This window comes from Microbacterium sp. AG1240, from assembly GCF_003635115.1.
Lineage (GTDB): Bacteria > Actinomycetota > Actinomycetes > Actinomycetales > Microbacteriaceae > Microbacterium.
Genome location: NZ_RBXJ01000001.1, coordinates 1,771,687 through 1,796,695, shown reverse-complemented (window position 1 = coordinate 1,796,695; position 25,009 = coordinate 1,771,687). Strand labels below are relative to the sequence as shown.

Genomic DNA, 25,009 nt, shown 5'->3' with positions numbered 1-25,009 from the left:
CACTATGCGTCGGGCACCACACCATCAAGCACCACGGCGGGTGGAGAGTCACACCGATCCCCGACAGCGGCGGCGCACTCGAATGGGCATCCCCCGGCGGCAGACGATTCATCGTGCGACCAGAACGGAAAGTCCCCGTCTTCCGACCCGCACCCGACCACTATCACCCAACCGAGAGCACCGCACCCTTCTGACCCGCGCCCTCTGACCCGTGCCCATGGTTGGGTCCGCTGCGGCGCGGTGGGCTCGGCGCATTCCTCGCCCGGTCAGGCGTCCGACGGGAGGTTGTCCCGCGCCCACATCGCGGCGCTCGTGCGATCGGCGACCCCGATCTGACGGAAGATGCTGCCCAGGTGCGCCTTGACCGTGCGCTCCGAGATGACCAGCTCGGCACCGATCTGCTTGTTCGCCAACCCTCGAGCCACGAGACGCAGAACCTCCTCCTCCCGCGCGCTCAGGGTCGAACCGCCCGCCGCCCTCTGCGACAGCAGCACACCCGCCACCCGAGGATCGAGCGGCGCATGGCCTTCGCTGACCGACCGCACGGCCGCGCGCAGCACCGCGGGCTCCGCGTCTTTCAGCTGGTATCCCGTCGCGCCGGCCTCGATCGCCCGCCGAACGCGATCGCGATCCGAGAACGACGTCAAGACGAGCACCCGCACGCCGGGCGAGGCGGCGCGCACCGCACGTGTTGCCGCGATGCCGTCCATCACCGGCATCGACAGATCCATCACCACGACGTCCACCGACCCGGGCGAGGCTCCGACGACATCGACCGCCTCCGCCCCGTGGGCCGCGGTCGCGACGACCTCGATGTCACCGTCGGCCGACAGCACCGACACCAGACCCTCCCGCACCATCGCGTGATCATCGACGACGAGCACTCTGATCACGACGCAACACCGCTTCCTGTTTCTGTGGGTGGCACCCTCAGTCTCCATCGGGTGCCCGCGCCCGGAGCCGTCGCGAGAGAGAGCTCGGCGCCGGCGTGCGTGGCGAGATCGCGGAGCACGCGCGTGCCGAGATGCCCGTCACCGGGGTCCCGCTCGACGAGGGCCGGATCGAAACCGCGCCCGTCGTCGGCGATCTCCAGCACCAGCATGTCGTCCTCGTCGCGTACGGCGATCCGCACGGTGCAGGGAGCGGCGTGCGTAACGGCGTTGCGCAGCACCTCCTGACAGACGCGATACAGCAGCCGCTGCCGTTCATCGTCGATGTCGTCGAGCGGGGTGCGCACGTCGAGCTCCACCGTGACACCGCGCGTCCGCACCGTTGCCGTCAGATCGTTCAGCGCGTGCGCGAGCCCCGCGTCGCTCAGGCTCGCGGGGTAGATGTCGACCAGCAGCGACCGGAGCACCCGGATATTGCCCCGCACCGCCCCGGCGACCTCCCGCAGCCGAACGGCCGCGTCGTCGTCGCCGCGGCGGCTCGCCGCATCCGCCGCGCTCTCGGCGGCGAAGCTCGTCGCCACCAACTCCTGCACGGGGCCGTCGTGCAAGGTGCCCGCGATGCGTCGGCGCTCGGCATCGGAGGCATCCACCGCCTGCTGCAACAGCTCCGAGCGCCGCACCTCGCCGCGCCGCAGCCGCGTGAGCAGACCCCACACGATGGGCGAGACCAGCACCGTCAGCAGCAGCAGGCTGCTGGTCGTCACGCCGGCGAACCCTCGCCAGAGCTCCGCCGAGCGGGCGGCGACCGGCTCATACGGCAGATACACCTCGAACAGCAGCTGGCGCCCGTCGGGCGCCCACACGGGTCGATACACCTCGAGCAGCCGGTCGACGTCTTCGAACTCGTTCTCGGCCTCGGAGAGATCCGACACGGCGGCGCGGGTGCTCGGGGTCTCCAGGGCCGCGCGCTGAGCATCGTCGAGCTCGAAGGTGCGACCTATGAGCTGCTGCTCGTCGGCATAGAGCACCCGCCCCTCGGGGTTCCAGATCTTCACGCGCGTGACAGCGGCGCCCAGCACCTGGTCGCGCACGATGCGATCGAAGTCGGCGACCGCGTCGGGGTCGCCGTCGGCCAGCGCGGTCGTCAACGCCGGCCGGATCACCGCGTCTGCCAGCACGTCGGTCACGTTCGCAGCATCGTTGACGGCCTCGCGCTCGGCGAGCCACTGCGCACCGAACGACGCGAGCACTCCGATCGCGATCAGCACCGCGACGAGCCCGCCGAGCAACCGCAGCAGAACCGCCCGTGTCGACAGGGGTCGCACCGACGCTTCGGGGCGCCGGGGCGCGACGAGAACCGTCCACGGCACACGAGGGGCGGATGCTGCGTCGTGATCCACTCAGTCGTCCCCGCCATGGCCGCCGTCGTCGCCGCCGTTGTCCTCGCCGCCGTGACCGCCGCCATCGTGACCGCCACCGTGACCGCCACCGTCGTCGTCGCCACCGTGACCACCGTCGTCGTGGCCGCTGCCGCTGCTGTTCCCGGACTCGTCGCCGCCCCCACCGTCGCCCCCCGATGGCCCACCGCGGTCGTCGCCGGGCTCGGTGCGCTGGTCGCGGGGCACCTCGCCGCCGTTGTCGTCGACCGACGACGGCGAAGGCGCGACCGGCCGCGCGCCCCGGTCGTCGCCGGGCTCGGTGCGCTGGTCGCCGGGCACCTCGCCGCCGGTGTCGTCGGGTGTCGACGTCGGCGACGAGGAGGGGCGCGACGTCGGAGTCGGTGACACCACCTGGCCGGAGGCGGGCACGCGAACGGGCACCGACTCGGCGAACGAGGCATTGCCCCACAGCCCGACGATGGCGGGCACGGCCGCGAGAGCGAGAGCCGCCGCACCGACGAGGATTCGATTCTTCATAGCATCCGTCCTTCGCTCATTGTCACCCGAGCTCACGTGATCGCGAACCACCGGGCCACCTCGACCCACCTTCCTTCCGCGACCGCGGACGCGTCGATCAGACCTTGGTCGTACGACCAAGGTCGCATTGCCGCGTCCCGCGGGTCGACCGGAGAGTCGTCTCAGCTCACCTGACGAAACGAGGCACTCATGGGCATCCACACAATGAAGAGATCCACCGCGATTCTGGCCACGGTCCTGGTCGCAAGCGCCGGCATGCTGTTCGCCGCTCCCGCCGGAGCCAAGACGACCTCGGTCGGCGGCGACTACGCGGTCACCGTGAACGGAACCACCTACAACGCCGCAGCCGGCAAGGAGACCAAACTGCGCGATGTCGCGCTGTCGGGTCCCATCGTCGTCACCGGTCGCAACAACACCTTCACGATCGACCCCGCGACCTTCGGCGTCTACGACTACACGCTCACCGGCGCGCCCGACACGCAGCGCATGGTCGCCGCGCCGACCGTGGTGTTCGCCTCGAAGGTGCCGACCCTCACGGCGGCCCAGCGCGCGGGAGCACGACTGTCACGGCTCGAGGTCAAAGACGACTCGCTGGTCGCGATCCTCGAGACATCGGCCGGCAAGCTCAAGGTGCAGGCGAAAGACGGCGCGCAGGGCGGAATCTTCCAGATGGAGCCTGAGTTCGCCGCCCCCGTCGAGATCGTGCACACGCTGGGCCCGGGCCTGTTCTACTTCGTCAACGAGTTCACCGGCAAGATCAACTTCGGTGACGGCACCGACGCGGTCACCTCGGGAACGGCCGCGCACCAGATGCTTCTCGGAAAAGACAGCCCGCAGGTCGCCACGAAGACCCTGCAGACCGCCACGGTCACGAAGTGGCTCGTGCAGTCCGGTGGACGCATGGGCGGCGTGCTCGGCGAAGACGCCATCGAGCTCTCGGCGGGAGCGACCAACTGCACGAGCAAGTGCCAGGCGCAGAACCGCATCAACGGCTCGCTCCCTGTGCCCCCGAACCCCGGTAACCCCACCCCCATCGGCGGCTGACACCCGCTCCGCGAACCCCCGCCGACCACTCGGCGGGGGTTCGTCGTGCGCGCAGTCGCTCGACATGATGGAGTGATGGATGCTTCCGACGCCCGCGACGGCGAACGCATCGGCACGGTGGCGCGACGGCTCGGAGTATCGGTGCGCACCTTGCACCACTGGGACGCGCTCGGGGTGGCCGGGCCGTCGGGTCGCAGCGCGAACGGGTATCGCAGCTACCTCCCGGCCGACGTGGCGCGCCTGCGGCGGGTGCTGCTGTTCCGTGAGCTGGGGGTCGCGCTGCACGACGTGTCCGCGTTGCTGACCGCCGATGCCGCGAAGCGCCGGGCCGAGCTCGCCCGCCGACGCTCCGCGATCGTCGACAAGATCGCGGAGCTGCAGAACCTGGTGGACGATGTCGACCGGCTCGTCGCGGCCGACCGAGAGGGTGTGCTCCTCGACGAGGCGGAGCAGACCGAGGTCTTCGGTGCGGCGTGGGACTCCGGATGGAGTGCCGCCGCACGCGAGATGTGGGGTGACACCGCCCAGTGGGCCGAATACTCCGAAAGATCGGCCGGCCGCTCGGCCGACGACTGGCGCGACGTCACCGGGGCGATGAACGACGCGATCGCCGCCCTCGCGGCGGCGAAACGCCGCGGCATCGTGCCGGGCAGTGACACGGCGAACGTTCTTGCGGAGCGCCACCGCGCCGCCCTCGGGGAGTACTTCCACTGCACCGTGTCGATGCACGTGCTGGTCGCGAGACGCTACGTCACCGAACCCGGGTTCGCGGCGACCTTCGACGACGAGGAGCCGGGGCTCGCCGCGTGGGTGGGAGAGGTCGTCGAGGCCAACGCGAGAGCGCACGGCGTCGACCCGGCGACGGCGAACTGGGAGTGATCGGCCGCGCGTGGCCCGTTCAGCGCAGAACGCGCAGTGCGACGTCGATGACCTCGGCGCTCGGCACGTGCAGAGCTTCAGCCGCCGTGAGACCGGTCTCGGCGAGATAGGCGTCGACGAAGCGGTTTCCGACCGCGTACCCGGCGGCGGTCGGCAGTCCGACGGGCGTGCCGCCGAAAAGCGAGGCGGCCTCGTCGCCGTGCACCCACGCGGCGAAGTTGTGCATCCCGCCCACGTCGAGACCGGTGACTACCTTGTCGAACACCGCTTCGTCCGCGAGGTGGGGGACGCCGAACGGGGTGTACCCGAGATCGCCGTACAGCTGCCGGGCGAAGGCATCGGCCAGTCCCTCCGACACGACCTGCTCCCCGACGACGACCGTCGCCGGATCCCACACGACGCCACCCGGCGCGTAGCGAAGATTGTGCTGCAGTTCGTGGACGGCGGCGGCTTCGAGACGGTCAAGGTTCTCGTCGGTGGGCCAGAGCGTGATCGAGATGTATCCCGTCACACTCCCGTTGCCGCTGAACCCGCGCGAGGGCCCCATGAAGTACGCGGCACCGGGGTCACCGAGCATCAGCAGGAACGTGATGTCGGGAACCGTGATGCCCGGCGTCGCGGCCGTCTGGGTGTCGAGCGCCTCCCGCAGCGCGCGTTCCGTGCGCCCCCACGCGTCGGCGTCCACGAGCCGCGACAGGGCGTCACGCACCTCCGCCGCGCGCTCGTCGACGGGAAAGCCCGAGCTCATCGCGTGGAGAGCGACGAGGTCGACCTCCCCGGGGAAGTATCGGAACATACCCTCCATCGGCGTGAGCACGCCGCGGAGCACCTCCGCCCGCTGGGAGGGGCTGGCATCCAGAACCGATGCAATACCCCGGGCCGTGTCGAGAACCGTGATCGTCATGCCGCTCACGGTAAAGCCTGACGTCGCGTCAGGGTCAAGAAGCCCTCGCGGTCGTAGGGTGGCCGAGACGAAAGGACGCCGATGTCCCCTTCCGAAGACTTCCCCTACCCGACCCGCCCACCGCGCAGCACCCCGGAATCGAGGCGGGGTGTGCCGCCGAAGCCGCGTCAGGAGACCGCGCCCGGCATGCTCATCGACCGCGACCAGGAGATCGAGACGCGCGCCGGTCGCACGGTGCAGGCCGACGTCTACCGCCCCGAGTCGGGCGAACCCGCCGGGGTGATCATCGCCTGGTCGCCCTACGGCAAGCACGACCCCGCGCCCATCGGTCAGATCTACCCGACCAGCGGGGCGAAACCCGAGTGGATGAGCGGACTCACCACGTTCGAGGGCCCCGACCCCGTCTTCTGGGTGCCGCGTGGGTACGCGCTGGTCATCGCCGACATCCCCGGCACCTGGTACGCGAAAGGACCGGCCTCGTACGCATCGCCGGAGGAGGCCGAGGACTTCGCCGACCTCATCGAGTGGGCGGGCACCCGACCCTGGTCGAACGGCAGAGTCGGCCTCACCGGCGTCTCCTACCTCACCGTCGCGCAGTGGCGGGTGGCCGGCCTCACCCCGCCGCACCTTGCGGCCATCAACCCCTGGGAGGGCTGGAGCGACACCTATCGCGAGGTGGCGCGGCACGGCGGCATCCCCGAGACCTCGTTCTGGCCCTACATCTGGGAACGGTGGGGTGCCGCGACGGGCGAGATCGAAGACCTCGAACGCGAAGACCGCGAGCATCCGTTCTTCGACGACTTCTGGGCGTCGAAGGCGGCTGACCTCGAGGCTGTCACCGTGCCGGCGTTCGTCGTCGCCTCGTGGACCGACCAGGGGCTCCACACCCGCGGCACGCTCGAAGGGTTCCGTCGGATCTCATCACCGCAGAAGTGGCTGTACGTGCACGGCGCGAAGAAGTGGGCGGAGTACTACCGTCCCGAGATGGTCGAGATGCAGGCGCAGTTCTTCGACCACTTCCTGCTCGAGAAGTCATCCGGTCTCGAGTCGTGGCCCCGCGTGCGCGTCGAGCTGCGCGAGCACTACGGCGTCGGGTCGTTCGTCGACGGTGCCGACTGGCCTCTGCCGGAGGTCGAATACCGTGCGCTGCACCTCGATGCCGCGACGGGCGCGATGCGCCACGACCTCGTGTCTGCGGAGGCGACCGCGTCGTACCACGGCCTCGGCGACCCGTTCCTGCCCGAGCGGGTCGTCTTCGAGCACCGCTTCGCCGACGCGGTGGACGTCGTGGGCCACGCCCGGGCGATCCTGCACGTGGAGGCCCCCGACGCATCCGACATGGACATCTTCGTCGGACTGTTCAAGCGAGACGCGCATGGCGAGATCGTGCCGTTCGCGTACTACGCCCAGTTCGAAGACGGACCCGTAGCGCTCGGCTGGTTGCGCGCCTCACACCGTGAACTCGACGTCGAACGCTCGACCGAGTACCTCCCCGTGCTCGCGCATCGCCGAGCCCTCCCTCTCGAGGAGGGGCATCCCACACGGGTGGAGATCGAGATCCTGCCCTCGGGAACCCGGTTCGCGGCGGGGGACAGTCTCGTCTTCGTCGTGCAGGGGCATGACATCAAGCACTATCCGAAGCCGCTCGTCCACGCCCGGCACGAGACCGATATCAACCGCGGGCCCCAGATCGTCCACACCGGCGGACGGTACGACGCGCAGCTCGTGATCCCGATCAGGGGAGCCTGACTCAGCGCCCGTCGACGATCGACATGAACCCCGCGAACGCGAAGAGTCCGGGCACGACGTAGAGCGAGGTTCGGAAGACGTACCACGCGATCGCGGCGACGATCGGCCCCATGCCCGTCTGCCGGTTGCGCACCGTGAGACGTCGTCCGTCGTTGCCGATCACGGGATCGGGCGGCGTCCACGGCACCCCCGGACGATCGAGCGCCGCTTTCACGGCGGCGAGGGCGAACGGCACGTCCTGCCCGGGCACGCGCTCGTCGAGGTAGTGCCGCGCCTTCGACGTCACGCGGGGCACGACCTCCTCCAGTGCGGAGCTCACACGCTCCCAGTGCTCGACGTCGAAGAAGTCGACGCCGGGCGCGGTGAAGAACACCAGGGTGTCGTCGACGATCTCGACGTTGTACGCGCTCGCGTGATCGACGAGGGCAGCCATGAGATCGGGAGTGAGCACGTAGAGCGCGTCCTGCCCGTACTGCGCGGGGGAGTAGACCCGGAACCAGCGGTCGAAGTCGCCCTCGAGCGAGAGACGCTGCCCGCGGTCGACCCCCGCGGGCAGGTCGGTGCCGACACCGTTGTTCGAGGTCGCATCGAGAATCAGGTGCGGCAGGGGTGCGGAGAGTCTCACCGCGATGTACTGCCACTCGGTAGCTCGCGGCCCGCGTGCCTTGAGCACGCCGAACTCGGCGCCGCGCGCCGCGAAGCGCGGATACGCGCGCACCCCGACGCTGGAGCTGGTGATGAGGGCCGAGAACGTCGCCCGCTCGCTGGGGCGCGGCTCGTACCCGTTCGCGAGCGCCGTCAGGGTGCGCCGCCACTCCTTCAGCCGTGCCCGCGCCGAGGGCGGACGTTTCGTCGCCCGGTACAGCAGCACGGTGCCGATCAGCCAGACCGCGAGGATCGGCATCGTCACGCTCAGCACGGCGACGTCGCGGGAAGCCAGCTGGCCGTCCTGCACCGCGTCGACCTGCACGCCGATGGCCATGAAGACCACGAACATGTACCAGAGCAGCAGGCAGTTGTTGACGTGCAGCAGCACCTGGCGCTTCGTCGGAGACCAGCTCGGCCGGGTCTCGCGCCGCACGGTCGCCATCGCCTCGGCGACCTCGTCGGGCGGCGCGGTCATCCAGCGCAGGTCCATGCGGCCAGTCAACCAGCATCCGGATGCTGCGCCCGCCCACGCGCCCGTGGTGGGGGAGTGCGAAGGCCCGCGCCCGAACGAGGTAGCCGGAGTATGTTCGGGGCATGACTCACCGCAGTCCGACCGAGGAGCCCGGCGGGGCCGACGAGATCGCCGCGGCGCACGACGCGCTCGCCGACGAAGAGCACGGCGGAGACGCCCGTCATCGTTCGCTCGACACGCACGGCCGGCCGTCGACGGTCGACGACCCGTCGTCGATCGACTGACCGCGCGTCACAGCCTGTCGGCCTTCGCCTCGAGCACCGATCGCTGGGCGGCGCTGCGCACCAGCGACGCCGCGGCGCGCAACTCTGAGCGTGCTTCGTCGAGGCGACCCACTCGCGCCAGCAGCTCGCCGCGCACGCTCGGCAGCAGGTACGACCCGCGGAACGCGGCGTCGTCGATCTCCTCGACGAGCGCGAGAGCCTCAGCCGGCCCGGTCGCCATCGACACGGCCACGGCGTGGTTGAGGTCGACCACCGGATTCGGGGCGATGCGGCCCAGCGTCTCGTAGAGCAGCACGATCCTCGCCCAGTCCGTCGCCTCAACGCTCGGCGCGATCGCGTGGCACTCGGCGATCGCGGCCTGCAGCGCGTACGGTCCGCGTGCCGTGCGTCGGGCGGCCGCCACCGCATCGGCTCTCCGCAGCACGCTGACCGCTCGGACGATCTGCCCGTGGTCCCACCTCCGGCGATCCTGATCGGCGAGCAGGATGGGCGTGCCGTCGGGCGTCTCCCGCGCGGCGAACCGCGACCGCTGGAACTCCATCAGGGCGACCAGCGCGAGCGGTTCGGGTTCACGGGGGAGAAGGCTCGCCACGACGCGGCCGAGTCGGATCGCCTCGTCGGCGAGGTCGGGGCGCACCCACCTCTCGCCGCCGGTCGCGGCGTACCCCTCGGTGAACACGAGATAGACCACTCCGAGCACGGCCGTCAGGCGCGCCGCCCAGTCACCGGGCCCGGGCGTCTCGAAGGGCACCCGGGCGGCGGCGAGCGTCTTCTTCGCCCGCGTGATCCGAGCCTGCACCGTCGACACGGTGGTCAGCAGCATCCGTGCGATCTCCTCGGTCGTCAGTCCCGCGACGACCCGTAGCGTCAGCGCGACCTGCGACTCGCGGGAGAGCGCCGGGTTGCACGCCGTGAAGACCAACCGCACGATGTCGTCGTCGATCGGCTGCCATTCGTCGGCGGTCGCCTCGTCGAGGGTCAGAGCGATCGCGGCATGGCGGTCGTCGAGACGCCCGCTGCGCCGCCACGCATCGACCGCGCGACGCTTCGCGACCGCCGTGAGCCACGCGCCGGGGTTCGCCGGGATCTCGCGGTCCCACGACGCCAGCGCCTCGACGACCGCCTCCTGCGCGACGTCTTCGGCGAGGCCGAGATCACCGGTCGCCTTGGCGACCGAGGCCACGATCCGCGCGCCCTCGATGCGCCAGACGGCCTCGATCGTGCGCCGTGCGTCGGTCATGGATCACGCCGTACCGGAGGCGGGACGCCACTCCTTCTCCTTCTGGACGTACTCGTTGTCGGCGTAGTCCGCGAAGTCGCTCTCGTCGGTGACGCGGCGCACCTCGAGCTTGTTCCCGGCGGTGAGCGGGGCGCGCTTGGCCCACTCGAGCGCCTCCTCGGCCGTGGCGGTCTGGATGATCCAGAAGCCGTTGAAGAGCTCGTGGATCTCCCCGTAGGGGCCGTCGCTGACGACGGGCGACTCGCCGGCGAAGTCGACGACGTAGCCCGGCTCGGGCGCGAGGCCGTCGCCCGACACCATGACCCCTGCCGTGATCATGGCCTCGTTGTAGGCGCCCATTGCGTTGATGACGGCCTCGAAGTCCATCTCGGCGTACGCGTCGGCCGCCTGCTGGGTGGCCCGCATGATCAGCATGTGCTTCATCGTTCTCTCCTCGCTCGGTGGGATCCCGCATCCCTCTCACTATCGCGTCGAACGGCGAGCGTGGGAATCGACATCTGCTCGGGATCTTTCTCCGCAGCGACCGCAGCCGACCCTGAGCAACGTCTGAGGATCCGGCCGCAAGGATGCTGAGCGATATATCGTTGAGTATCGCTGAGTCCTCTCCGGGCCCGGCCCACACAGGAGGTTCATCATGAGCAATCCCTTCAGCAGCGACGCCTTCGGCGGAGCCGGCCGCGGACGCGGCGCCGGTCAGGGTTGGCCGTTGAACGGCATCTGGGAAGCAATGGAGCAGTTCGGCAAGCAGTTCGAGCAGAAGGTCGGCGGTGGCAGCACCCGCGTGGGTCGCGGCGACGTCCGCGCCGCCGTTCTCGCGCTCCTCGCCGAGAAGCCCATGCATGGCTACCAGATCATCCGCGAGATCGAAGACCGCAGCGGCGGCAGCTGGAAGCCGAGCCCCGGCTCGGTGTACCCCACGCTGCAGCTCCTCGCCGACGAGGGCCTCATCCTCGCCACCGAGTCCGAGGGCCGCAAGACCTACTCGCTCACCGAAGAGGGCCGCGACGTGGCCGGCGCCGACAGCGACCGCACGGCTCCCTGGGAAGCGACCGGATCCCGCGAGAACCTTCGCACCGGCGCCCTTCCCAAGGCCGGCGTCGATCTCGCTCAGGCAGTCGCCCAGGTCGGGCGCTCCGGCAACCCCGAGCAGGTGAAGCAGGCGGTCGACGTGCTCGACGAGGCACGCCGTAAGATCTTCTCCATCCTCGCCCAGGGCTGACGCTGCACCGATCGACCGGGTGCCCAGGGCACGCCGGCGTCAAGGAGATCTCATGGCTGACGCCGGCGACCTGAGCGCCCGCTATCGACGGATCACGCGGTTCGCCGCGCGCTACCTCGTGCAGGCGTGGTGGTTCGAGCTGTTCCTCCCGAGACTCGGGCTCTCACGCATCTCGGCTCGCAACCGCACGAAGCGCCTGCAGAACATCGCACGGCGCTTCCACGGGCTCGCGGTCGACCTGGGTGGCCTCATGATCAAGGTCGGGCAGTTCATGTCGTCGCGTCTCGACGTGCTGCCGCCCGAGATCACGAAGGAGCTCGAAGGTCTGCAGGACGAGGTGCCCGCCGTGCCCTTCGCCCAGATCCGCGCGCTGGCCGAGGCCGAGCTCGGGGTGTTGCTCGACCGGGCGTTCGCATCGGTCGATCCGACGCCGCTGGCCGCGGCATCCCTCGGCCAGGCCCACCGGGCGACCCTCGCGCCCGGCGACGCGGAGGAGACCGGGCTCACCGGAGTCGTCATCAAGATCCAGCGCCCCGGCATCGACCAGGTCGTCGACGTCGATCTGCGCGCGCTGCGACAGGTCGCCCGATGGCTGAGCCGCGTGCGCCTCGTGTCCGACCGGGTCGACATGCACGCCCTCGTCGAGGAGTTCGCGCACACGAGCCTCGAGGAGATCGACTACCTGCACGAGGCGGCCAACTCCGAACGGTTCGCGAACGACTTCGCCGGCGACGGGCGCGTCACGGTGCCCGAGATCGTCTGGGAGCGCACCACCCGTCGCGTGCTCACCCTGGAAGACGTCACCGCGATCAAGATCACCGACGTCGCCGCACTGCGCGCCGCCGGCATCGACCCCGCCGAGGTCGCGATCGAGTTCGCCTCGGTCATGTTCGATCAGCTGTTCGCGGACGGCTTCTTCCACGCCGATCCGCACCCCGGCAACATCTTCGTCACCCCGAACGAGCCCGACCCGACGACGGGTCGCGCCTGGCACCTCACCTTCATCGATTTCGGCATGATGGGCGAGGTACCCGAAGGACTCCGCCGCGGACTCCGGCGCCTGCTGATCGCCGCCGCCTCCCGCGACGGGAAGGGCCTCGTCGACGGCATCCGCGATGTCGGCGTGCTTCTGCCGTCGGCTGACACCGCCGAACTCGAGCGCGCGATGACCCAGCTCTTCGCCCGCTTCGGGGGAATGGGCTTCGCCGAGCTGCAGGAGGTCGACCCCCGGGAGTTCCGCGCGTTCGCCGTCGAGTTCGGCGACGTGGTCAGGTCGCTGCCGTTCCAGCTGCCGGAGAACTTCCTCCTCATCATCCGGGCGATGTCTCTCGTCTCGGGCAACTGCAGCGCGCTCGACCCCGCTTTCAACATCTGGGACGCCGTCGAACCCTACGCCAACCGCCTGATCCGCGAAGAGGGTGGCAACGTGGTGCAGGGCTTCGCGAGGGAGGCGGTGTCTCTCGCCGGACTCGCCGCGCGTCTGCCGCGGAGGTTCGACGACCTCGCGACCCGTATCGAAGACGGCCGCATCGCCGTCCAGACCCCGAAGCTTGATCGGCGCATCGGCTCGCTCGAACGCATGGGGCGGCGCATCGTCTCGGCCGTGCTCTTCTCGGCCCTCCTCATCGCCGGTGCTGTGCTGCGGGTCGACGACGCCGCGTTCGGCACGGTGCTGATGTCGATCTCGGTCGTCCCGCTCCTGCACGCCCTCTTCGCCGGGTTCACGAACCGCCGCGGCCCGAGCTAGCAGCCCGGCGCGACCGCGGCCGACTCGCGGGGACCGAGGGTCCCCGTCTTTCGTCGTGCGATGACGATGTCGGCGATCCGTTACTGTAATGAGAACCGTTATCAGTAACACGACAGGGTCCCGTGTCATCTTCGCTCTCCTCCTCCGCCGTCGGTGCGGGCGATCTCGTGCAACCCGGCGCCCTGGCCGCCATGCGCCGACTGCGCCGTCGAGCGCGAGCGTGGGTCATCATCCTGGCCGCCGCCACGCTCGCCTCGGCGATCCTCGCGGCCGGCATCGGACCCGTTCCGATTGCACCCGGGGTCGTCGTCGACGTCGTCCTCACCACGTTGTCGGGGGGCGAGACGGCGGGCCCCGCCGGGGCGATCGTGTGGAGCACACGACTGCCGCGCATCGCCATGGCCATCGTGGCGGGCGCCGTCCTCGCCACCGCGGGCGCCGTCTTCCAGGCCCTGTCGCGAAACGGCCTCGCCGACCCCTACCTGCTCGGCATCAACTCCGGCGCCTCGACGGGCGCCGCGCTCGTCGCTCTCGTGTTGGGGAGCGGAAGCGCCCTCCTATTCTCGTTCGGCGCGCTCGTCGGGGCGGTCGGAGCGATCGCCTTGGTGTTGGCTCTGGCGGGTACCGCCGCCGCGCGCGGCCCCTACCGACTCGTCCTCGCGGGACTCGCCGTCGGCTACGCCCTGAACGCCGTCACCAGCTTCCTCATCTTCTCCAGCGACTCTCCCGAGGCAGCACGGTCGGTGCTCTTCTGGCTTCTCGGTTCTCTCGCCGCCGTTCAGCCCCTCTCGCTCGCCGTCGCGGCGGTCTTCGCCGTCGTGGGACTTACGGCGGCGATGGTCGCCGCACCCGCGATCGACGCCCTCGCTTCCGGTGACGACTCCGCCCGCTCGGCGGGCATCGAGCCGGAACGGGCGCGGATCGTCATGATGGCGGCCACGAGCGCGGTGGTCGGCATCGTGGTCGCCGCGGTCGGCGGCATCGGATTCATCGGGCTGGTCGTCCCGCACCTCGCCCGACGGCTCGTCGGCGCACGCCACCGTCTCGTCCTGCCCGCGTCAGCGCTCCTCGGCGCCCTCCTGCTGGTGGCCGCCGACACCATCGCGCGCACCGCATACGCGCCGCAGGAAATCCCGGTGGGCGTGATCACCGGGGTCATCGGCGGCCCGCTCCTGCTCATTCTTCTGCGCTCCCGCGCCGGTACCTCATCCGCGTCACCTCGCCACCCCCGGTGGCACCGCTCGAAAGGAACCACCTCATGAAACCCCCTCGCCTCTTGGCTCTGACCGCGACGATGCTCGCGCTGGGTGTGACCCTCACCGCCTGCGCGGCCGGAGCGAGCGCCGGAGTCGCGCCGAGCCGTTCGGATGCTGCGGACGCCTTCCCGGTCAGCATCCAGAACTGCGGATCGGAGCTCACCCTCGAGCACGCTCCGCAGCGCATCGTCCTGGTCAACAGCGACGCCCTCGCGAACCTGGAGGCATTGGACGCCGTCGACCGTGTCGTCGCCGTCACCTCGCAGCCGGAGGAGGGACTGTACGAGCAGGCGACCTACGACCGGCTCGCCTCGTCGACGGTGCTGACGGCGGAGAAGAACGCGACCGGGGGTTCGGTGGTATCCCAGGAGAGCATCCTCGGCGCCGAACCCGACCTGGTGATCGCACCGGAGAACGCGGTCGACGTCGACGCTCTCGCCGCCGCGGGCGTCCCCGTCTACACGCCCTCGGCCTACTGCCTGAACCCGTCGGCCGAGGGGTCGCCGACGGCGACCTTCGACCGGGTGTGGGGCGAGCTGCGCGATTACGGCACGGTCCTCGGTGAGGAGTCGAAGGCGCAGCAGGCCATCGTCGAGGCGCAGCAGCAGATCGCCTCACCCGCACCTTCGGCAGGCTCGGCCGCCGCGGTGTACGTCTCCTCCGGGGGCAGCGTCATCTCGCCGTACGGTGCCGCGAGCATGGTGACCCCGGTGTTCCAAGCAGCGGGCCTCACGAATGTCTACGCCGACGTCCCCGATCGGGTGTTCGACGTGAACGTCGAGGACCTCGTCGCGCGCGACCCGGAGACGGTGGTCGTGCTGTACTCCGGCACCGACGCCGAGAGCGCGGTCGAGGCGTTCCGGGAGGCCCCCGGTGTGGGCGAGATGACCGCCGTCCGTTCTGGCCGCGTCGTCGCGCTGCCGTTCTCGTACACCGATCCGCCCTCGGTGCTCAGCGTGCGCGGACCGCAGGAGCTGGCAGACCGGCTCGCGGCTCTCGGATGATCCGCGCGCGGGCCATCACCGTCGGTGTCGGTGACCGCGTCCTTCTCGGCGGCGATCGTCCGATCGATCTGACCGTGCACGACGGTGAGGTGCTCGGCATCGTCGGTCCGAACGGAAGCGGCAAGAGCACGCTGCTGCGCGCGCTCTTCCGTGCGATGCCGTTGCGCGCGGGTCGCGTCGAGATCGACGGCGACGACCTCGCTCGGCTCCGCCGCCGTGAAATATCCGCGCGGATCGCCTTCGTGGGCCAGCACTCCGCCTCGGATCAGGCGGGCACGGCGGCGGACGAGGTGAGGCTGGGTGCGGATGCCCGCCGCGGCACGCACGCACGCGGCGACGTCGATCGGCGTGTGCTCGAGGCCCTCGCCCTGGTAGATCTCGTCGACGCGGCGCCCGTCGCGCTCACGAGCCTCTCCGGCGGCGAACGACAACGGGTGGCGCTCGCACGGGCTGCCGCGCAGGGGGCCGATCACGTGCTCCTCGACGAACCGACGAACCACCTCGACATCCGCCATCGGCTCGATCTCCTCGGCGCGGTCCGCCGCATCGCACGGACGGCCGTCGTCGTGCTGCACGACCTCGACCTGGCGGCCCGGTTCTGCGATCGCGTGATCCTGCTCGATGACGGCCTGATCGTCGCCGCCGGAACGGCGGCGGAGGTTCTCACCCCCGCGCAGCTCGAGCCGGTGTACCGAGTGCGCACCACCGTGCACCACGACGGCGGCCGGCTCCGTCTCGCCTTCGACCCTCTTTCCGACTCACCTCTTCTTGAAAGGACGACCCCATGACCGACACGACCACAGCCTCCACCGCCCCCGCGGTGAGGGATACGGCCCTGGAGCTCTCGCGACGCTGGGACGCCCAGCAGACGGGTTACATCCGTCACCGGTCGGAGCGGTTCGCGACGATCGCGCGGGTGGTGGCGGGCGTGACCGCCGGCATCGCCGCACCCCGAGTGCTCGACCTCGCCGGGGGCACCGGGTCGCTCGGGCGGGCCGTGCTCGCGGCCGTTCCGGGCGCGCAGGTCGTCATCGCCGACAAAGACCCCGTCCTCATCGGGATCGCCCGTGACGCGGCCTCCGGCGATGACCGCATCACTGTCGCGGAGGTCGATCTGGGTCGACCCGACTGGATGCAGCACCCGCAGGTCGCGGGAGCATCGTTCGACGCGGTGGTGAGCTCGACCGCGCTGCACTGGTTGCGGCCCGCGGTGCTTGTCGACGTCTACTGGGCGGTGTCGACGCTTCTTCGTCCGGGGGGAGTGCTGCTCAACGGCGACCATCTCCTGTATGACGCGCGTCACGAGTCCACGCTGTTCGCGGTGGCCGCCGCAGACGACCAGCTCATGCAGACGTCGACCTTCGGGGGCGACGTCGACACCTGGGACCAGTGGTGGGAGGCCGTGGGTGACGAGCCGCGCTACGCCGACGCCCTCGCGCGTCGCGCCGCGGTGTGGGGGGACGACCTTCGCGACGCGCCGCCGAAGGTGACCCTGGCCTTCCACCTGGAGACTCTCCGCAGCGCCGGGTTCTCGGAGGCGGGAACGGTCTGGCAATACCTCGACGATCACGTCGTCTACGGCGTGCGATGACGGGCTGACACACACGAAGGGCGCCGACGAATCACGTCGGCGCCCTTCGGGAAGATGCTGCGGAGGTCAGTACCAGCCCACGGACTGCGAATGGCCCCACGCCCCGCACGGAGTGCCGTAGCGGCCGGAGATGTAGCCGAGACCCCACGAGATCTGCGTGGCGGCGTTGGTCTGCCAGTCGGCGCCCGCGCTCGACATCTTGCTGCCGGGGAGCGCCTGGGGGATGCCGTACGCACCACTGGAGCGGTTCATGGCCTGGTAGTTCCAGCCCGACTCCTTGTTCCAGAGCGAGACGAGGCACGAGTACTGGTCGTCGCCCCACCCGCGCGCCTGGACCATGCCGTACGCGGTCGCCTTCGCGCCCGCGGGGCTGTTGTCGCCGCCGGTGCCGCCGGACGGGATCGGAGCGGCGGGCGCCGATGCCGACGACGAGCCGGTCGACGACGAGGACGCCGACGACGAAGACGACGTCGAGACGGGGGCGGATGCTGCGGCCTCGGCCGCTTCCGCGGCGGCGGCCTCCTCGGCCTCGATGCGGGCCTGCTCGGCGGCCGCCTCTTCTTCGGCCTTCTTCGCCGCAGCGCCGTCGAGGCTTCCGCGGAGCTGGTTCACGCGGGAGTCGACCGAGGCGATGAGCGCGGTGACCTCTTCGGTGATGGAGGGGACGAGGGGTGCCGGGAGCGCGTCGGCGGCGTCGAGGCGCGCGGCGGCCTCTTCGAGGGCCGCGGTGTCGACCGAGGTGTCGGGCTCGCCGATGTCGAGACCCGACGCGGCGATGTCGGCCTGCACGCTCGCGGCGGCGGAGGTGACCGATGCGGCCGCCTCGACGGCTTCGTCGGCGGCCACGGTCTCCTCGGGGACGGCGGCCGCGACGGTCGCCTTGAGCGGCGCCGAGTAGGCGGAGTACGACACGAGGGAGAAGGTCGGCGTCGATGCGCCGGCCTCCGCCTGGGCCAGAGCCGACGGCGCGGTCGAGGCGAACGCTGCGGCGGCGACGATGCCGAACGCGAGGCCCGAAGCGACGACCGCGCGGCGGTGGTGCGAGCGGCGATCGGCGGCGCGACGGGTGCGACGGGTGGCGGTGGACGGCGTGTTCGAGTGCATAAAACCAGTTCCGTATGGGGGCTCCGCGCTCGACGCGCGGCGTGCGGCATCCGTTCTCGCGGACACAAATCCGAGAGTCTGGCACGGCCTTCCTGGGCGGTTCCTGGACGTCGCGCGCAAGAAAGGCCAGATCAGGGGGCGCGCGAGACCTCTATCGGGCATCGGGCGTACCCTGTGGACGTGCCCGAATCGCCCCCGCCGCAGACCGCGCGGGCACAGCTGGCAGCCCTCGCCGCGCACGTCGATCGCCCCCTCGTCGAGGGCCTTCCGAGAGTCGTCGATCCGCGCCCCGCGGCGGTGCTCATGCTCTTCGGAGTGCTCGACGCGCTGCCCAGCGATCACGATGCGCAGGCCCGCGCCGTCTCGCGCGATCTCGACGTGCTGCTTCTCTCACGAGCCGCCACGCTGCGCGCCCACCCCGGTCAGGTCGCGTTCCCGGGCGGGCGGGTCGACCCCGGCGACGAGAGCGTCGTGGCGGCGGCGCTCCGCGAGGCCGAGGAGGAGACGGGCCTGGATCCGGCCGGCGTCGAGGTGCTCGGCACCCTCGGTCGCGTTCCGCTCGAATTCTCGCGCCACCTCGTGACACCCGTGCTGGCGTGGTGGCAGCATCCGTCGCCCGTCCGAGTGGTGGACGTGGCCGAATCCGCCGACGTCTTCCGCGCGCCGGTCGCCGACCTGCTCGACCCCGCCCGTCGAGGATCGACGGTGATCCGCCGAGACGGTCACGAGTGGCGAGGGCCGGCGTTCCTCGTTCCGCATGCCACCGGTGAGCACCTGGTGTGGGGCTTCACGGCCATGCTTCTCGACGGGTTGTTCGACCGTCTCGGTTGGACCGAACCGTGGGATGCGGCGAAGGAACTGCCGCTCGAGCTCCCGTCCTGAGGAACATCGCGGTCGACCGGGGCGTTCTGGTACCGTAGAACGTCACTCTCGTGACTCGTTTGGCATGTCTGCGATCGGGTCTCAGTGACAGAACGACAATCCGCTTTGCTTCGGCACGTACTCGCGCGCGTCGGAGCCCGACACCCAACCCTCTAGGACAACCCACTACATGACTACCGCAACGACCGCCCCGGCCACCAAGCAGGTCGCGATCAACGACATCGGATCTGCTGAAGACTTCCTGGCCGCGGTCGAACTGACCCTGAAGTTCTTCAACGACGGCGACCTCATCGAAGGAACCGTCGTGAAGATCGACCGCGACGAGGTGCTCCTCGACGTCGGTTACAAGACCGAGGGTGTCATCCCCTCGCGCGAACTTTCCATCAAGCACGACGTCGACCCGAACGAGGTCGTCAACGTCGGCGACCACGTCGAGGCCCTCGTTCTCCAGAAGGAGGACAAGGAAGGCCGTCTGATCCTGTCGAAGAAGCGCGCTCAGTACGAGCGTGCCTGGGGCGACGTGGAGAAGATCAAGGAGACCGACGGTGTCGTCACCGGTTCGGTCATCGAGGTCGTCAAGGGTGGCCTCATCGTCGACATCGGCCTGCGTGGCTTCCTCCCGGCGTCGCTCATCGAGCTGCGTCGCGTCCGCGACCTGACGCCGTACCTCGGCCAGGAGATCGAGGCGAAGATCCTCGAGCTCGACAAGAACCGCAACAACGTCGTGCTCTCGCGCCGCGCCCTGCTCGAGCAGACGCAGTCCGAGTCGCGCACCACGTTCCTCAACAACCTCCACAAGGGCCAGGTCCGCAAGGGCACGGTCTCGTCGATCGTCAACTTCGGTGCGTTCGTCGACCTGGGCGGCGTCGACGGTCTGGTTCACGTCTCCGAGCTCTCGTGGAAGCACATCGAGCACGCGTCCGAGGTCGTCGAGGTCGGCCAGGAGGTCACCGTCGAGATCCTCGAGGTCGACCTCGACCGCGAGCGCGTGTCGCTCTCGCTCAAGGCGACGCAGGAAGACCCGTGGCAGGTGTTCGCCCGTACCCACGCGATCGGTCAGATCGCGCCGGGCAAGGTCACCAAGCTCGTTCCGTTCGGTGCGTTCGTCCGCGTCGCAGACGGCATCGAGGGCCTCGTTCACATCTCGGAGCTCTCCGGCAAGCACGTCGAGCTCGCAGAGCAGGTCGTCTCGGTCGGCGAAGAGGTCTTCGTCAAGGTCATCGACATCGACCTCGAGCGTCGCCGCATCTCGCTGTCGCTCAAGCAGGCCAACGAGTCGGTCGACCCCAACGGCACCGAGTTCGACCCGGCCCTCTACGGCATGGTCACCGAGTACGACGAGCTCGGCGAGTACAAGTACCCCGAGGGCTTCGACCCGACGTCGGGTGTCTGGCTCGAGGGCTTCGACGAGCAGCGCGAGAAGTGGGAGCAGGACTACGCGGCTGCCCAGGCTCGCTGGGAGTCGCACAAGGCTGCGGTCGCCAAGGCGATCGAGGCCGAGGCGAACGCCCCCGCGTCGACCGGCACCGACTTCGGCGCCGGCACCGGTTCGTCGTTCACCTCGGAGTCGTCCTCGGCCGGCACCCTGGCCGACGACGAGGCCCTCGCCGCACTGCGCGAGCGTCTCTCCAGCCGCTGAGCTGAATCGCAACGCTGAAGCGGGTCGGAGCCTCCGGGTTCCGGCCCGCTTCGGCGTTACCGCACGTCGCCGAGCGGATGCCGTCGACGTGCGCCGTGTCGGAGGCCGGGCCTATCGTGACCCCATGCCCGAAGGCGACAGCGTGTTCCGTCTCGCCGCGCGCCTGCGCGCAGCATCCGAGGGCCACGTCGTGGACGACGGCGAGCTGCGGTCGGGGGCCTCGGCTGGTGAGCGCGTCGCGGCGGCGCGGATCGACTCCTACGACACGCACGGCAAGAACCTGCTGACCCGTTTCGATACGGGCGTCACCCTGCACACGCACCTGCGGATGCAGGGGAGCTGGACCGTGACCGCTCGCGGCCGTCGGGTGCCGCAGCGCATCGCGCACCAGGTGAGGGTACGGCTGCGGCTCGACGACGGGCGCACCCTGTGGGGGATCGACGTCCCCGTCGTGCGGCTGCTGCCGACCGCGCGGGAGGCCGACGTGGTCGGCCGACTCGGACCCGACCCGCTCCGAGACGACTGGGACGCCGCCGAGGCGGTGCGACGGCTCGAGGGTCGTCCTGACCGACCGCTCGTCGCGGCGCTCCTCGACCAGCGGAACGTCGCGGGCTTCGGCAACCTCTGGGTGAACGAACTGGCCTTCCTGCGGGGAGTGCATCCGTTCCGACCCGTCGGCGACGTCGACATGGCCGCTCTCGTCGCGGTCGGTGCGCGGGCACTGCGGCTCTCGGCCACCGTGCCCGGGATGTACCAGGTGACGACGGGGCGCGCCGTGAAGGGGGAGTCGCACTGGGTGGTCGGTCGTGCCGGGCGACCTTGCCTGCGCTGCGGAACCCGCGTGCGGGTGGTCGCCGAACGCGCCGATGATCCCGAAAGACGTCGCACGTGGTGGTGTCCGGGGTGTCAACCGGGTGAGTTCGGCTAGCGTGGGAGCATGAACGCCCGCATCCCCCTCGTGGTCACGACCGTTGCCTGCGCCATCCTGTTCTTCTCGATCGCGGCCGTCTTCGCGCTCGTGATCGCGAGCCTGGTCACCGGCGGCCCGATCGACTTCCTCGGCGGCCCCGAGATCGCGGACGCCTCGGGCACCGTCGCGCTGGTCCTCGCCGCCTGACATCTGCGTGACCGGCTTCACCGGGCACATCCCCGGGAGCCGGGAGTACCGCCGACTTCTCGCCGGCCTGTTCTTCGCCGGCATCGCGACCTTCGCCCAGCTCTACTCGCCGCAAGCGGTGCTGCCGCTCCTGGCTTCGGAGTTCGAGGTATCGCCCGCCACCGCCGCGTTGGCGGTCTCGGCGGCCACGCTCGGACTCGCGGTAGCGGTCATCCCGTGGTCGATCCTGGCCGATCGCATCGGGCGCGTGCAGGCAATGACGATCGGCATCGTCGCCGCGACCGCTCTGGGTCTCGCCGCGCCCCTGAGCGCCGATGTCATCACCCTCCTCGTGCTCCGCCTGGCCGAGGGGGCGGCCCTCGGCGCGGTGCCCGCCCTCGCCCTGGCCTACCTCAGCGAAGAGGTCGATCCGCGACACGCGGCGGCCGCCGCCGGCAGCTACATCGCCGGAACCACCCTGGGCGGGCTCTCGGGCCGGCTCGTCTCGGGGCCGATCGCCGACCTCGCCCAGTGGCGCACCGGTCTGTGGGCGGCAGCGATCCTCTGCGCCCTGTCGGCCGTGGCGTTCCTGCTCCTCGTGCCCCGCGCGCGCGGCTTCACGCCCGTCGTCCGCGGCGGGGCCCGGATCACGACGCGGTTGGCCGTCAACCTCCGCACCCCTGCCCAACTGGCGCTGTACGCCCAGGGGTTCCTCCTCATGGGCGCCTTCGTCGCCATGTACAACTACCTCGGATTCCATCTGACGCATCCGCCGTTCTCCCTTCCGGGTTGGATCGTCACGTCGTTGTTCGTCGCCTACCTCGCGGGCACCGTCTCGTCGCCGTGGGCGGGCGCGCTCGCATCCCGGCACGGCCGACTGCCCGTCCTCCTCGCATCCATCGCCGCGATGGCGGTCGGCACGGTCCTCATGCTCGCGCCGTTCGTGCTGATCATCCTCGCGGGACTCCTCGTGATGACGGCCGGATTCTTCGGCGCGCACGCGGTCGCGTCGGGCTGGGCGCCGGCATCCGCCCGTCCCGACACCCGCGCGCAGGCGTCGTCCCTCTACTACCTGGGCTACTACGGCGGCTCGAGCCTGTTCGGCTGGAGTCTCGGTTACGTCTTCGACGCCGGGGGATGGGGAGTGTTCCTCGGGGCGGTGGTCGCGATGTGCGGTGGCGCCGCAGCGGTGGCGGTCGGTGCGCTGCGCACGCACTGACGGTCGTGTCGGCGGCCGCGCGTACGCTCGCGCCGTGCCCGAATGCCTCGTCGACGGATGCTGCGCGCCCACCGCGCACGATGCCCCGGTCGCTCTCTGCGACCGGCACCTCGCGGCGGCCGCCGACTGGTCGGCACGCGAGCAGGGGATGACCGATCTGCTGCCTGCACCGTGTCGCATCTGCGGATCGCGTCTCGGAGTCCGCTGGCCGAGCGGCTGGCTCTGCGCCGTGTGCGAGTGGCGGCACGGCGAGATCGTCGACGGCGAGCTCCCGCCTCCGCGCGTCGACGTCGTCTACTACCTGCGCTTCGACGACCGGGTGAAGATCGGCACGACGGCGAACCCCCGCCAGCGACTCGCGGCCATCCGCCACGACGAGCTCCTGGCGTTCGAGCGAGGCGACCGCGCCCTCGAGCGACGCCGCCACGCGCAGTTCGCGGCGGACAGGTGGCCTCGCACGGAGTGGTTCCGACTGTCGCCCGACCTGCGGGCGCACGTCGACGCCGTCGCCGCCGGCATCGTCGATCCCTGGGCGCTGCACGCCCGGTGGACGAGCGAAGCGCTCGCGCTGCGCGGGTGATCACGCGGCGCCCGGCGGCCTCGCTAGAGTGAGCGCGTGAGCGATACCCGCGCGGCCGCAGCGACCCTCCCCGGGGCCCCGGCACGCGCCGGGCTGGTGCTCACGGCGCTCATCCTCGGCGCGCTCGTGTGCAACATCAACCTCGCGGCGGCCAACATCGCGCTCCCCGACATCGGGCGCACGTTCGGCGCCGGGCAGGTCTCTCTCAACATCGTGGGTCTGGGGTGTTCCCTGGGGCTGGCGATGTCGGTGCTCTATTTCGGAGCCCTGGCCGATCGCTACGGACGCAAGCAGCTGCTCATCCTCGGCCTGGGCCTCACCGTCGTCGCCAGTCTGTGCTCGGCTTTCTCGCCTTCGGTCGAACTCCTCATCGCCTCCCGCGTGTTCACCGGTATCGCGGCGGGCCTGGCCTTTCCGACCACGCTGTCGCTCATCACCGCTCTGTGGTCCAACGGCCCCCGACGCACCCGCGCGATCGCGCTGTGGTCGGGCGTGAGCGCGATGGCATCCATCGTCGGCTCGGTGCTCGCGGGCCTCCTGCTCTCCGTCTTCTGGTGGGGGTCGGCGTTCCTCATCGCCGTCCCGATCGCGGCCGTGGCACTCGTTCTGGTCGCGGCATTCGTGCCCGGCCATGTGGCCGAGTCGCGCGATCCCGTCGATCATCTGGGTGGGATCCTCGCCACCGTGGCGATCGCGGCGATCGTGCTCGGTATCGGCACGGTCTTCGCGCCGGGGCAGCACCTGATCGGCGCAGTGTTGTTCGGCGTCGGCGTGGTGCTGCTGGCCGTCTTCCTCGTACGCCAGGCCAAGGCGAAGCATCCGCTCTACGACCTCCGCGTCGCGCGGCGTCGCATGTTCTGGGTCCCCGCGACCGCCGGCACGATCGTGTTCGGGTCGCTCATGGGGGCGATGTTCGTCGGACAGCAGTATCTGCAGAACATCCTCGGCTACTCGACCCTGCAGGCGGGTCTGGCCGTCGTCCCCGCCGCGGTCGGACTCCTCCTGTTCGCCCCGATGTCGGCACGTCTGCTCACCCGGCGCGGATCCCGCACCACCATGCTGCTGGGCTACGGCCTCGTCTTTGTCGGCTTCCTCACGACCCTCCTGTGGAACCCATCGACCCCCTACTGGCTGGTCGGCCTTGGGTTCTTCGCGATCGGCAGCGGCGCCGCCTTCGCCATGACGCCGGCCTCGCGCGCCCTCACCGAGAGCACCCCCGTGCGGCATGTCGGGATGGCGTCCGCGACATCCGACCTGCAACGCGACCTGGGAGGGTCGATCATGCAGGCGCTGCTCGGCGCGATCCTTGCGGCCGGGTTCGCCGCCTCGTTCGGGCGACAGATATCGGCATCGGCCGAAGCATCCACGATCTCCGACACCGTCACCCAGGCGCTGCAGGCTTCGTACGGCTCGGCGCTTCGCGTGGCCGACCAGTTCCCGCAGTACCGCGACGAGATCCTCTCCGGCGCCACCCAGAGCCTGGTCGCCGGTGCGTGGGGTGCGTACCTGATCGGAGCGATCGCCGTGCTCGTCGGGGGAGCGATCGTGTGGTTCCGCCTCCCGTCGTTCGCGCGAGAGCAGGAGTTGATCGCGCAGTACGCGCGGGAGGACGCGTCCTGACGCGCGAGACGCGTGCCGAGCGGATG

The 25,009-nt window shown here is 70.4% G+C and carries 25 protein-coding genes; 17 read left to right on the top strand and 8 right to left on the bottom strand.

Going from position 1 to position 25,009, the window contains the following annotated elements:
• Nucleotides 1–266 precede the first annotated feature (266 nt).
• The 3 genes from DEU34_RS08535 to DEU34_RS08525 are packed head-to-tail and all read right to left on the bottom strand — an operon-like array spanning nt 267 to nt 2,806.
• The gene (locus tag DEU34_RS08535; protein ID WP_220659928.1) at nt 267–893 is read right to left on the bottom strand and encodes a response regulator transcription factor; all 627 of its coding nucleotides are present in this window, start codon (nt 891–893) and stop codon (nt 267–269) included.
• Nucleotides 890–2,290, bottom strand: coding sequence for a sensor histidine kinase (locus DEU34_RS08530; RefSeq protein ID WP_147424028.1), 1,401 nt, complete (start codon nt 2,288–2,290; stop codon nt 890–892). The genes DEU34_RS08535 and DEU34_RS08530 overlap by 4 nt, the downstream gene beginning before the upstream one ends.
• On the bottom strand, nt 2,291–2,806 hold the full coding sequence (locus DEU34_RS08525; RefSeq protein ID WP_121149629.1) for a hypothetical protein: 516 nt from the start codon (nt 2,804–2,806) through the stop codon (nt 2,291–2,293).
• Between the two features lie 189 nt (nt 2,807–2,995).
• On the opposite strand from DEU34_RS08525, the gene DEU34_RS08520 reads away from it, so the two are divergent.
• Nucleotides 2,996–3,850 carry a hypothetical protein gene (locus DEU34_RS08520; RefSeq protein WP_147424027.1) on the top strand — a complete coding sequence of 285 codons (855 nt, stop codon included), beginning with the start codon at nt 2,996–2,998 and terminating at the stop codon, nt 3,848–3,850.
• Between the two features lie 75 nt (nt 3,851–3,925).
• Nucleotides 3,926–4,729, top strand: a complete 804-nt coding sequence (locus DEU34_RS08515; RefSeq protein WP_121149627.1) for a MerR family transcriptional regulator — start codon at nt 3,926–3,928, stop codon at nt 4,727–4,729.
• A 19-nt stretch (nt 4,730–4,748) separates the two neighbouring features.
• Here DEU34_RS08515 and DEU34_RS08510 read toward each other — a convergent pair whose 3' ends face one another.
• Nucleotides 4,749–5,633, bottom strand: coding sequence for a DUF2268 domain-containing protein (locus tag DEU34_RS08510; RefSeq protein WP_121149626.1), 885 nt, complete (start codon nt 5,631–5,633; stop codon nt 4,749–4,751).
• A gap of 81 nt (nt 5,634–5,714) precedes the next feature.
• Between DEU34_RS08510 and DEU34_RS08505 the strand changes: the two genes are divergently transcribed.
• Nucleotides 5,715–7,382 carry a CocE/NonD family hydrolase gene (locus tag DEU34_RS08505; RefSeq protein WP_121149625.1) on the top strand — a complete coding sequence of 556 codons (1,668 nt, stop codon included), beginning with the start codon at nt 5,715–5,717 and terminating at the stop codon, nt 7,380–7,382.
• A 1-nt stretch (nt 7,383) separates the two neighbouring features.
• On the opposite strand, the gene DEU34_RS08500 is transcribed toward DEU34_RS08505, so the two are convergent.
• A complete protein-coding gene (locus DEU34_RS08500; protein WP_121149624.1) occupies nt 7,384–8,520 on the bottom strand; it encodes a hypothetical protein in 1,137 nt (378 codons plus the stop codon).
• Nucleotides 8,521–8,624: 104 nt separating this feature from the next.
• Between DEU34_RS08500 and DEU34_RS16245 the strand changes: the two genes are divergently transcribed.
• The gene (locus DEU34_RS16245; RefSeq protein WP_183042389.1) at nt 8,625–8,786 is read left to right on the top strand and encodes a hypothetical protein; all 162 of its coding nucleotides are present in this window, start codon (nt 8,625–8,627) and stop codon (nt 8,784–8,786) included.
• A gap of 7 nt (nt 8,787–8,793) precedes the next feature.
• On the opposite strand, the gene DEU34_RS08495 is transcribed toward DEU34_RS16245, so the two are convergent.
• Together DEU34_RS08495 and DEU34_RS08490 are read right to left on the bottom strand one after the other, a co-directional pair.
• On the bottom strand, nt 8,794–10,026 hold the full coding sequence (locus DEU34_RS08495; protein WP_121149623.1) for an RNA polymerase sigma factor: 1,233 nt from the start codon (nt 10,024–10,026) through the stop codon (nt 8,794–8,796).
• 3 nt (nt 10,027–10,029) lie between these two features.
• On the bottom strand, nt 10,030–10,449 hold the full coding sequence (locus DEU34_RS08490; protein ID WP_121149622.1) for a YciI family protein: 420 nt from the start codon (nt 10,447–10,449) through the stop codon (nt 10,030–10,032).
• Nucleotides 10,450–10,660: 211 nt separating this feature from the next.
• Between DEU34_RS08490 and DEU34_RS08485 the strand changes: the two genes are divergently transcribed.
• The 6 genes from DEU34_RS08485 to DEU34_RS08460 all read left to right on the top strand — a co-directional run bounded on the left by DEU34_RS08485 (nt 10,661) and on the right by DEU34_RS08460 (nt 16,843).
• Nucleotides 10,661–11,245, top strand: coding sequence for a PadR family transcriptional regulator (locus DEU34_RS08485; RefSeq protein WP_121149621.1), 585 nt, complete (start codon nt 10,661–10,663; stop codon nt 11,243–11,245).
• A 52-nt stretch (nt 11,246–11,297) separates the two neighbouring features.
• Nucleotides 11,298–12,992 (top strand): AarF/ABC1/UbiB kinase family protein, encoded by a 1,695-nt coding sequence (locus tag DEU34_RS08480; RefSeq protein WP_121149620.1) that lies wholly within the window; start codon nt 11,298–11,300, stop codon nt 12,990–12,992.
• Nucleotides 12,993–13,114: 122 nt separating this feature from the next.
• Nucleotides 13,115–14,254 (top strand): iron ABC transporter permease, encoded by a 1,140-nt coding sequence (locus DEU34_RS08475; RefSeq protein ID WP_259460073.1) that lies wholly within the window; start codon nt 13,115–13,117, stop codon nt 14,252–14,254.
• A complete protein-coding gene (locus DEU34_RS08470) occupies nt 14,251–15,252 on the top strand; it encodes an ABC transporter substrate-binding protein (RefSeq protein WP_121149619.1) in 1,002 nt (333 codons plus the stop codon). Before DEU34_RS08475 ends, DEU34_RS08470 begins: the two co-directional genes overlap by 4 nt.
• The gene (locus DEU34_RS08465) at nt 15,249–16,040 is read left to right on the top strand and encodes an ABC transporter ATP-binding protein (RefSeq protein WP_121149618.1); all 792 of its coding nucleotides are present in this window, start codon (nt 15,249–15,251) and stop codon (nt 16,038–16,040) included. Before DEU34_RS08470 ends, DEU34_RS08465 begins: the two co-directional genes overlap by 4 nt.
• Complete coding sequence (locus tag DEU34_RS08460; protein WP_121149617.1) at nt 16,037–16,843, top strand: trans-aconitate 2-methyltransferase; 807 nt, start codon at nt 16,037–16,039, stop codon at nt 16,841–16,843. The genes DEU34_RS08465 and DEU34_RS08460 overlap by 4 nt, the downstream gene beginning before the upstream one ends.
• 66 nt (nt 16,844–16,909) lie before the next feature.
• On the opposite strand, the gene DEU34_RS08455 is transcribed toward DEU34_RS08460, so the two are convergent.
• Nucleotides 16,910–17,947 carry a lytic transglycosylase domain-containing protein gene (locus tag DEU34_RS08455; protein WP_183042388.1) on the bottom strand — a complete coding sequence of 346 codons (1,038 nt, stop codon included), beginning with the start codon at nt 17,945–17,947 and terminating at the stop codon, nt 16,910–16,912.
• 180 nt (nt 17,948–18,127) lie between these two features.
• On the opposite strand from DEU34_RS08455, the gene DEU34_RS08450 reads away from it, so the two are divergent.
• The 7 genes from DEU34_RS08450 to DEU34_RS08420 all read left to right on the top strand — a co-directional run bounded on the left by DEU34_RS08450 (nt 18,128) and on the right by DEU34_RS08420 (nt 24,983).
• Nucleotides 18,128–18,829 carry an NUDIX hydrolase gene (locus tag DEU34_RS08450; protein WP_396652108.1) on the top strand — a complete coding sequence of 234 codons (702 nt, stop codon included), beginning with the start codon at nt 18,128–18,130 and terminating at the stop codon, nt 18,827–18,829.
• A gap of 169 nt (nt 18,830–18,998) precedes the next feature.
• Nucleotides 18,999–20,468 carry a 30S ribosomal protein S1 gene (rpsA, locus tag DEU34_RS08445; RefSeq protein WP_116646739.1) on the top strand — a complete coding sequence of 490 codons (1,470 nt, stop codon included), beginning with the start codon at nt 18,999–19,001 and terminating at the stop codon, nt 20,466–20,468.
• A 124-nt stretch (nt 20,469–20,592) separates the two neighbouring features.
• The gene (locus DEU34_RS08440; protein WP_121149616.1) at nt 20,593–21,396 is read left to right on the top strand and encodes a DNA-formamidopyrimidine glycosylase family protein; all 804 of its coding nucleotides are present in this window, start codon (nt 20,593–20,595) and stop codon (nt 21,394–21,396) included.
• Between the two features lie 9 nt (nt 21,397–21,405).
• Entirely contained in the window at nt 21,406–21,585 is a 180-nt protein-coding gene (locus DEU34_RS08435; RefSeq protein WP_121149615.1) for a hypothetical protein, read from the top strand.
• 7 nt (nt 21,586–21,592) lie between these two features.
• On the top strand, nt 21,593–22,783 hold the full coding sequence (locus DEU34_RS08430; RefSeq protein ID WP_259460072.1) for an MFS transporter: 1,191 nt from the start codon (nt 21,593–21,595) through the stop codon (nt 22,781–22,783).
• Nucleotides 22,784–22,817: 34 nt separating this feature from the next.
• Entirely contained in the window at nt 22,818–23,363 is a 546-nt protein-coding gene (locus DEU34_RS08425; protein ID WP_259460071.1) for a GIY-YIG nuclease family protein, read from the top strand.
• A gap of 36 nt (nt 23,364–23,399) precedes the next feature.
• Entirely contained in the window at nt 23,400–24,983 is a 1,584-nt protein-coding gene (locus DEU34_RS08420; protein ID WP_121149614.1) for an MFS transporter, read from the top strand.
• The last annotated feature ends 26 nt before the right edge of the window (nt 24,984–25,009 follow it).

Coding starts and splice junctions, on each gene's coding strand:
- DEU34_RS08500 (WP_121149624.1), bottom strand. CDS start 8,520: ATGGACCTGCGCTGGATGACCGCGCCGCCCGACGAGGTCGCCGAGGCG.
- DEU34_RS08440 (WP_121149616.1), top strand. CDS start 20,593: ATGCCCGAAGGCGACAGCGTGTTCCGTCTCGCCGCGCGCCTGCGCGCA.
- DEU34_RS08480 (WP_121149620.1), top strand. CDS start 11,298: ATGGCTGACGCCGGCGACCTGAGCGCCCGCTATCGACGGATCACGCGG.
- DEU34_RS08495 (WP_121149623.1), bottom strand. CDS start 10,026: ATGACCGACGCACGGCGCACGATCGAGGCCGTCTGGCGCATCGAGGGC.
- DEU34_RS08485 (WP_121149621.1), top strand. CDS start 10,661: ATGAGCAATCCCTTCAGCAGCGACGCCTTCGGCGGAGCCGGCCGCGGA.
- DEU34_RS08460 (WP_121149617.1), top strand. CDS start 16,037: ATGACCGACACGACCACAGCCTCCACCGCCCCCGCGGTGAGGGATACG.
- DEU34_RS08465 (WP_121149618.1), top strand. CDS start 15,249: ATGATCCGCGCGCGGGCCATCACCGTCGGTGTCGGTGACCGCGTCCTT.
- DEU34_RS08470 (WP_121149619.1), top strand. CDS start 14,251: ATGAAACCCCCTCGCCTCTTGGCTCTGACCGCGACGATGCTCGCGCTG.
- DEU34_RS16245 (WP_183042389.1), top strand. CDS start 8,625: ATGACTCACCGCAGTCCGACCGAGGAGCCCGGCGGGGCCGACGAGATC.
- DEU34_RS08515 (WP_121149627.1), top strand. CDS start 3,926: ATGGATGCTTCCGACGCCCGCGACGGCGAACGCATCGGCACGGTGGCG.
- DEU34_RS08525 (WP_121149629.1), bottom strand. CDS start 2,806: ATGAAGAATCGAATCCTCGTCGGTGCGGCGGCTCTCGCTCTCGCGGCC.
- DEU34_RS08455 (WP_183042388.1), bottom strand. CDS start 17,947: ATGCACTCGAACACGCCGTCCACCGCCACCCGTCGCACCCGTCGCGCC.
- DEU34_RS08520 (WP_147424027.1), top strand. CDS start 2,996: ATGGGCATCCACACAATGAAGAGATCCACCGCGATTCTGGCCACGGTC.
- rpsA (WP_116646739.1), top strand. CDS start 18,999: ATGACTACCGCAACGACCGCCCCGGCCACCAAGCAGGTCGCGATCAAC.
- DEU34_RS08505 (WP_121149625.1), top strand. CDS start 5,715: ATGTCCCCTTCCGAAGACTTCCCCTACCCGACCCGCCCACCGCGCAGC.
- DEU34_RS08510 (WP_121149626.1), bottom strand. CDS start 5,633: ATGACGATCACGGTTCTCGACACGGCCCGGGGTATTGCATCGGTTCTG.
- DEU34_RS08490 (WP_121149622.1), bottom strand. CDS start 10,449: ATGAAGCACATGCTGATCATGCGGGCCACCCAGCAGGCGGCCGACGCG.
- DEU34_RS08435 (WP_121149615.1), top strand. CDS start 21,406: ATGAACGCCCGCATCCCCCTCGTGGTCACGACCGTTGCCTGCGCCATC.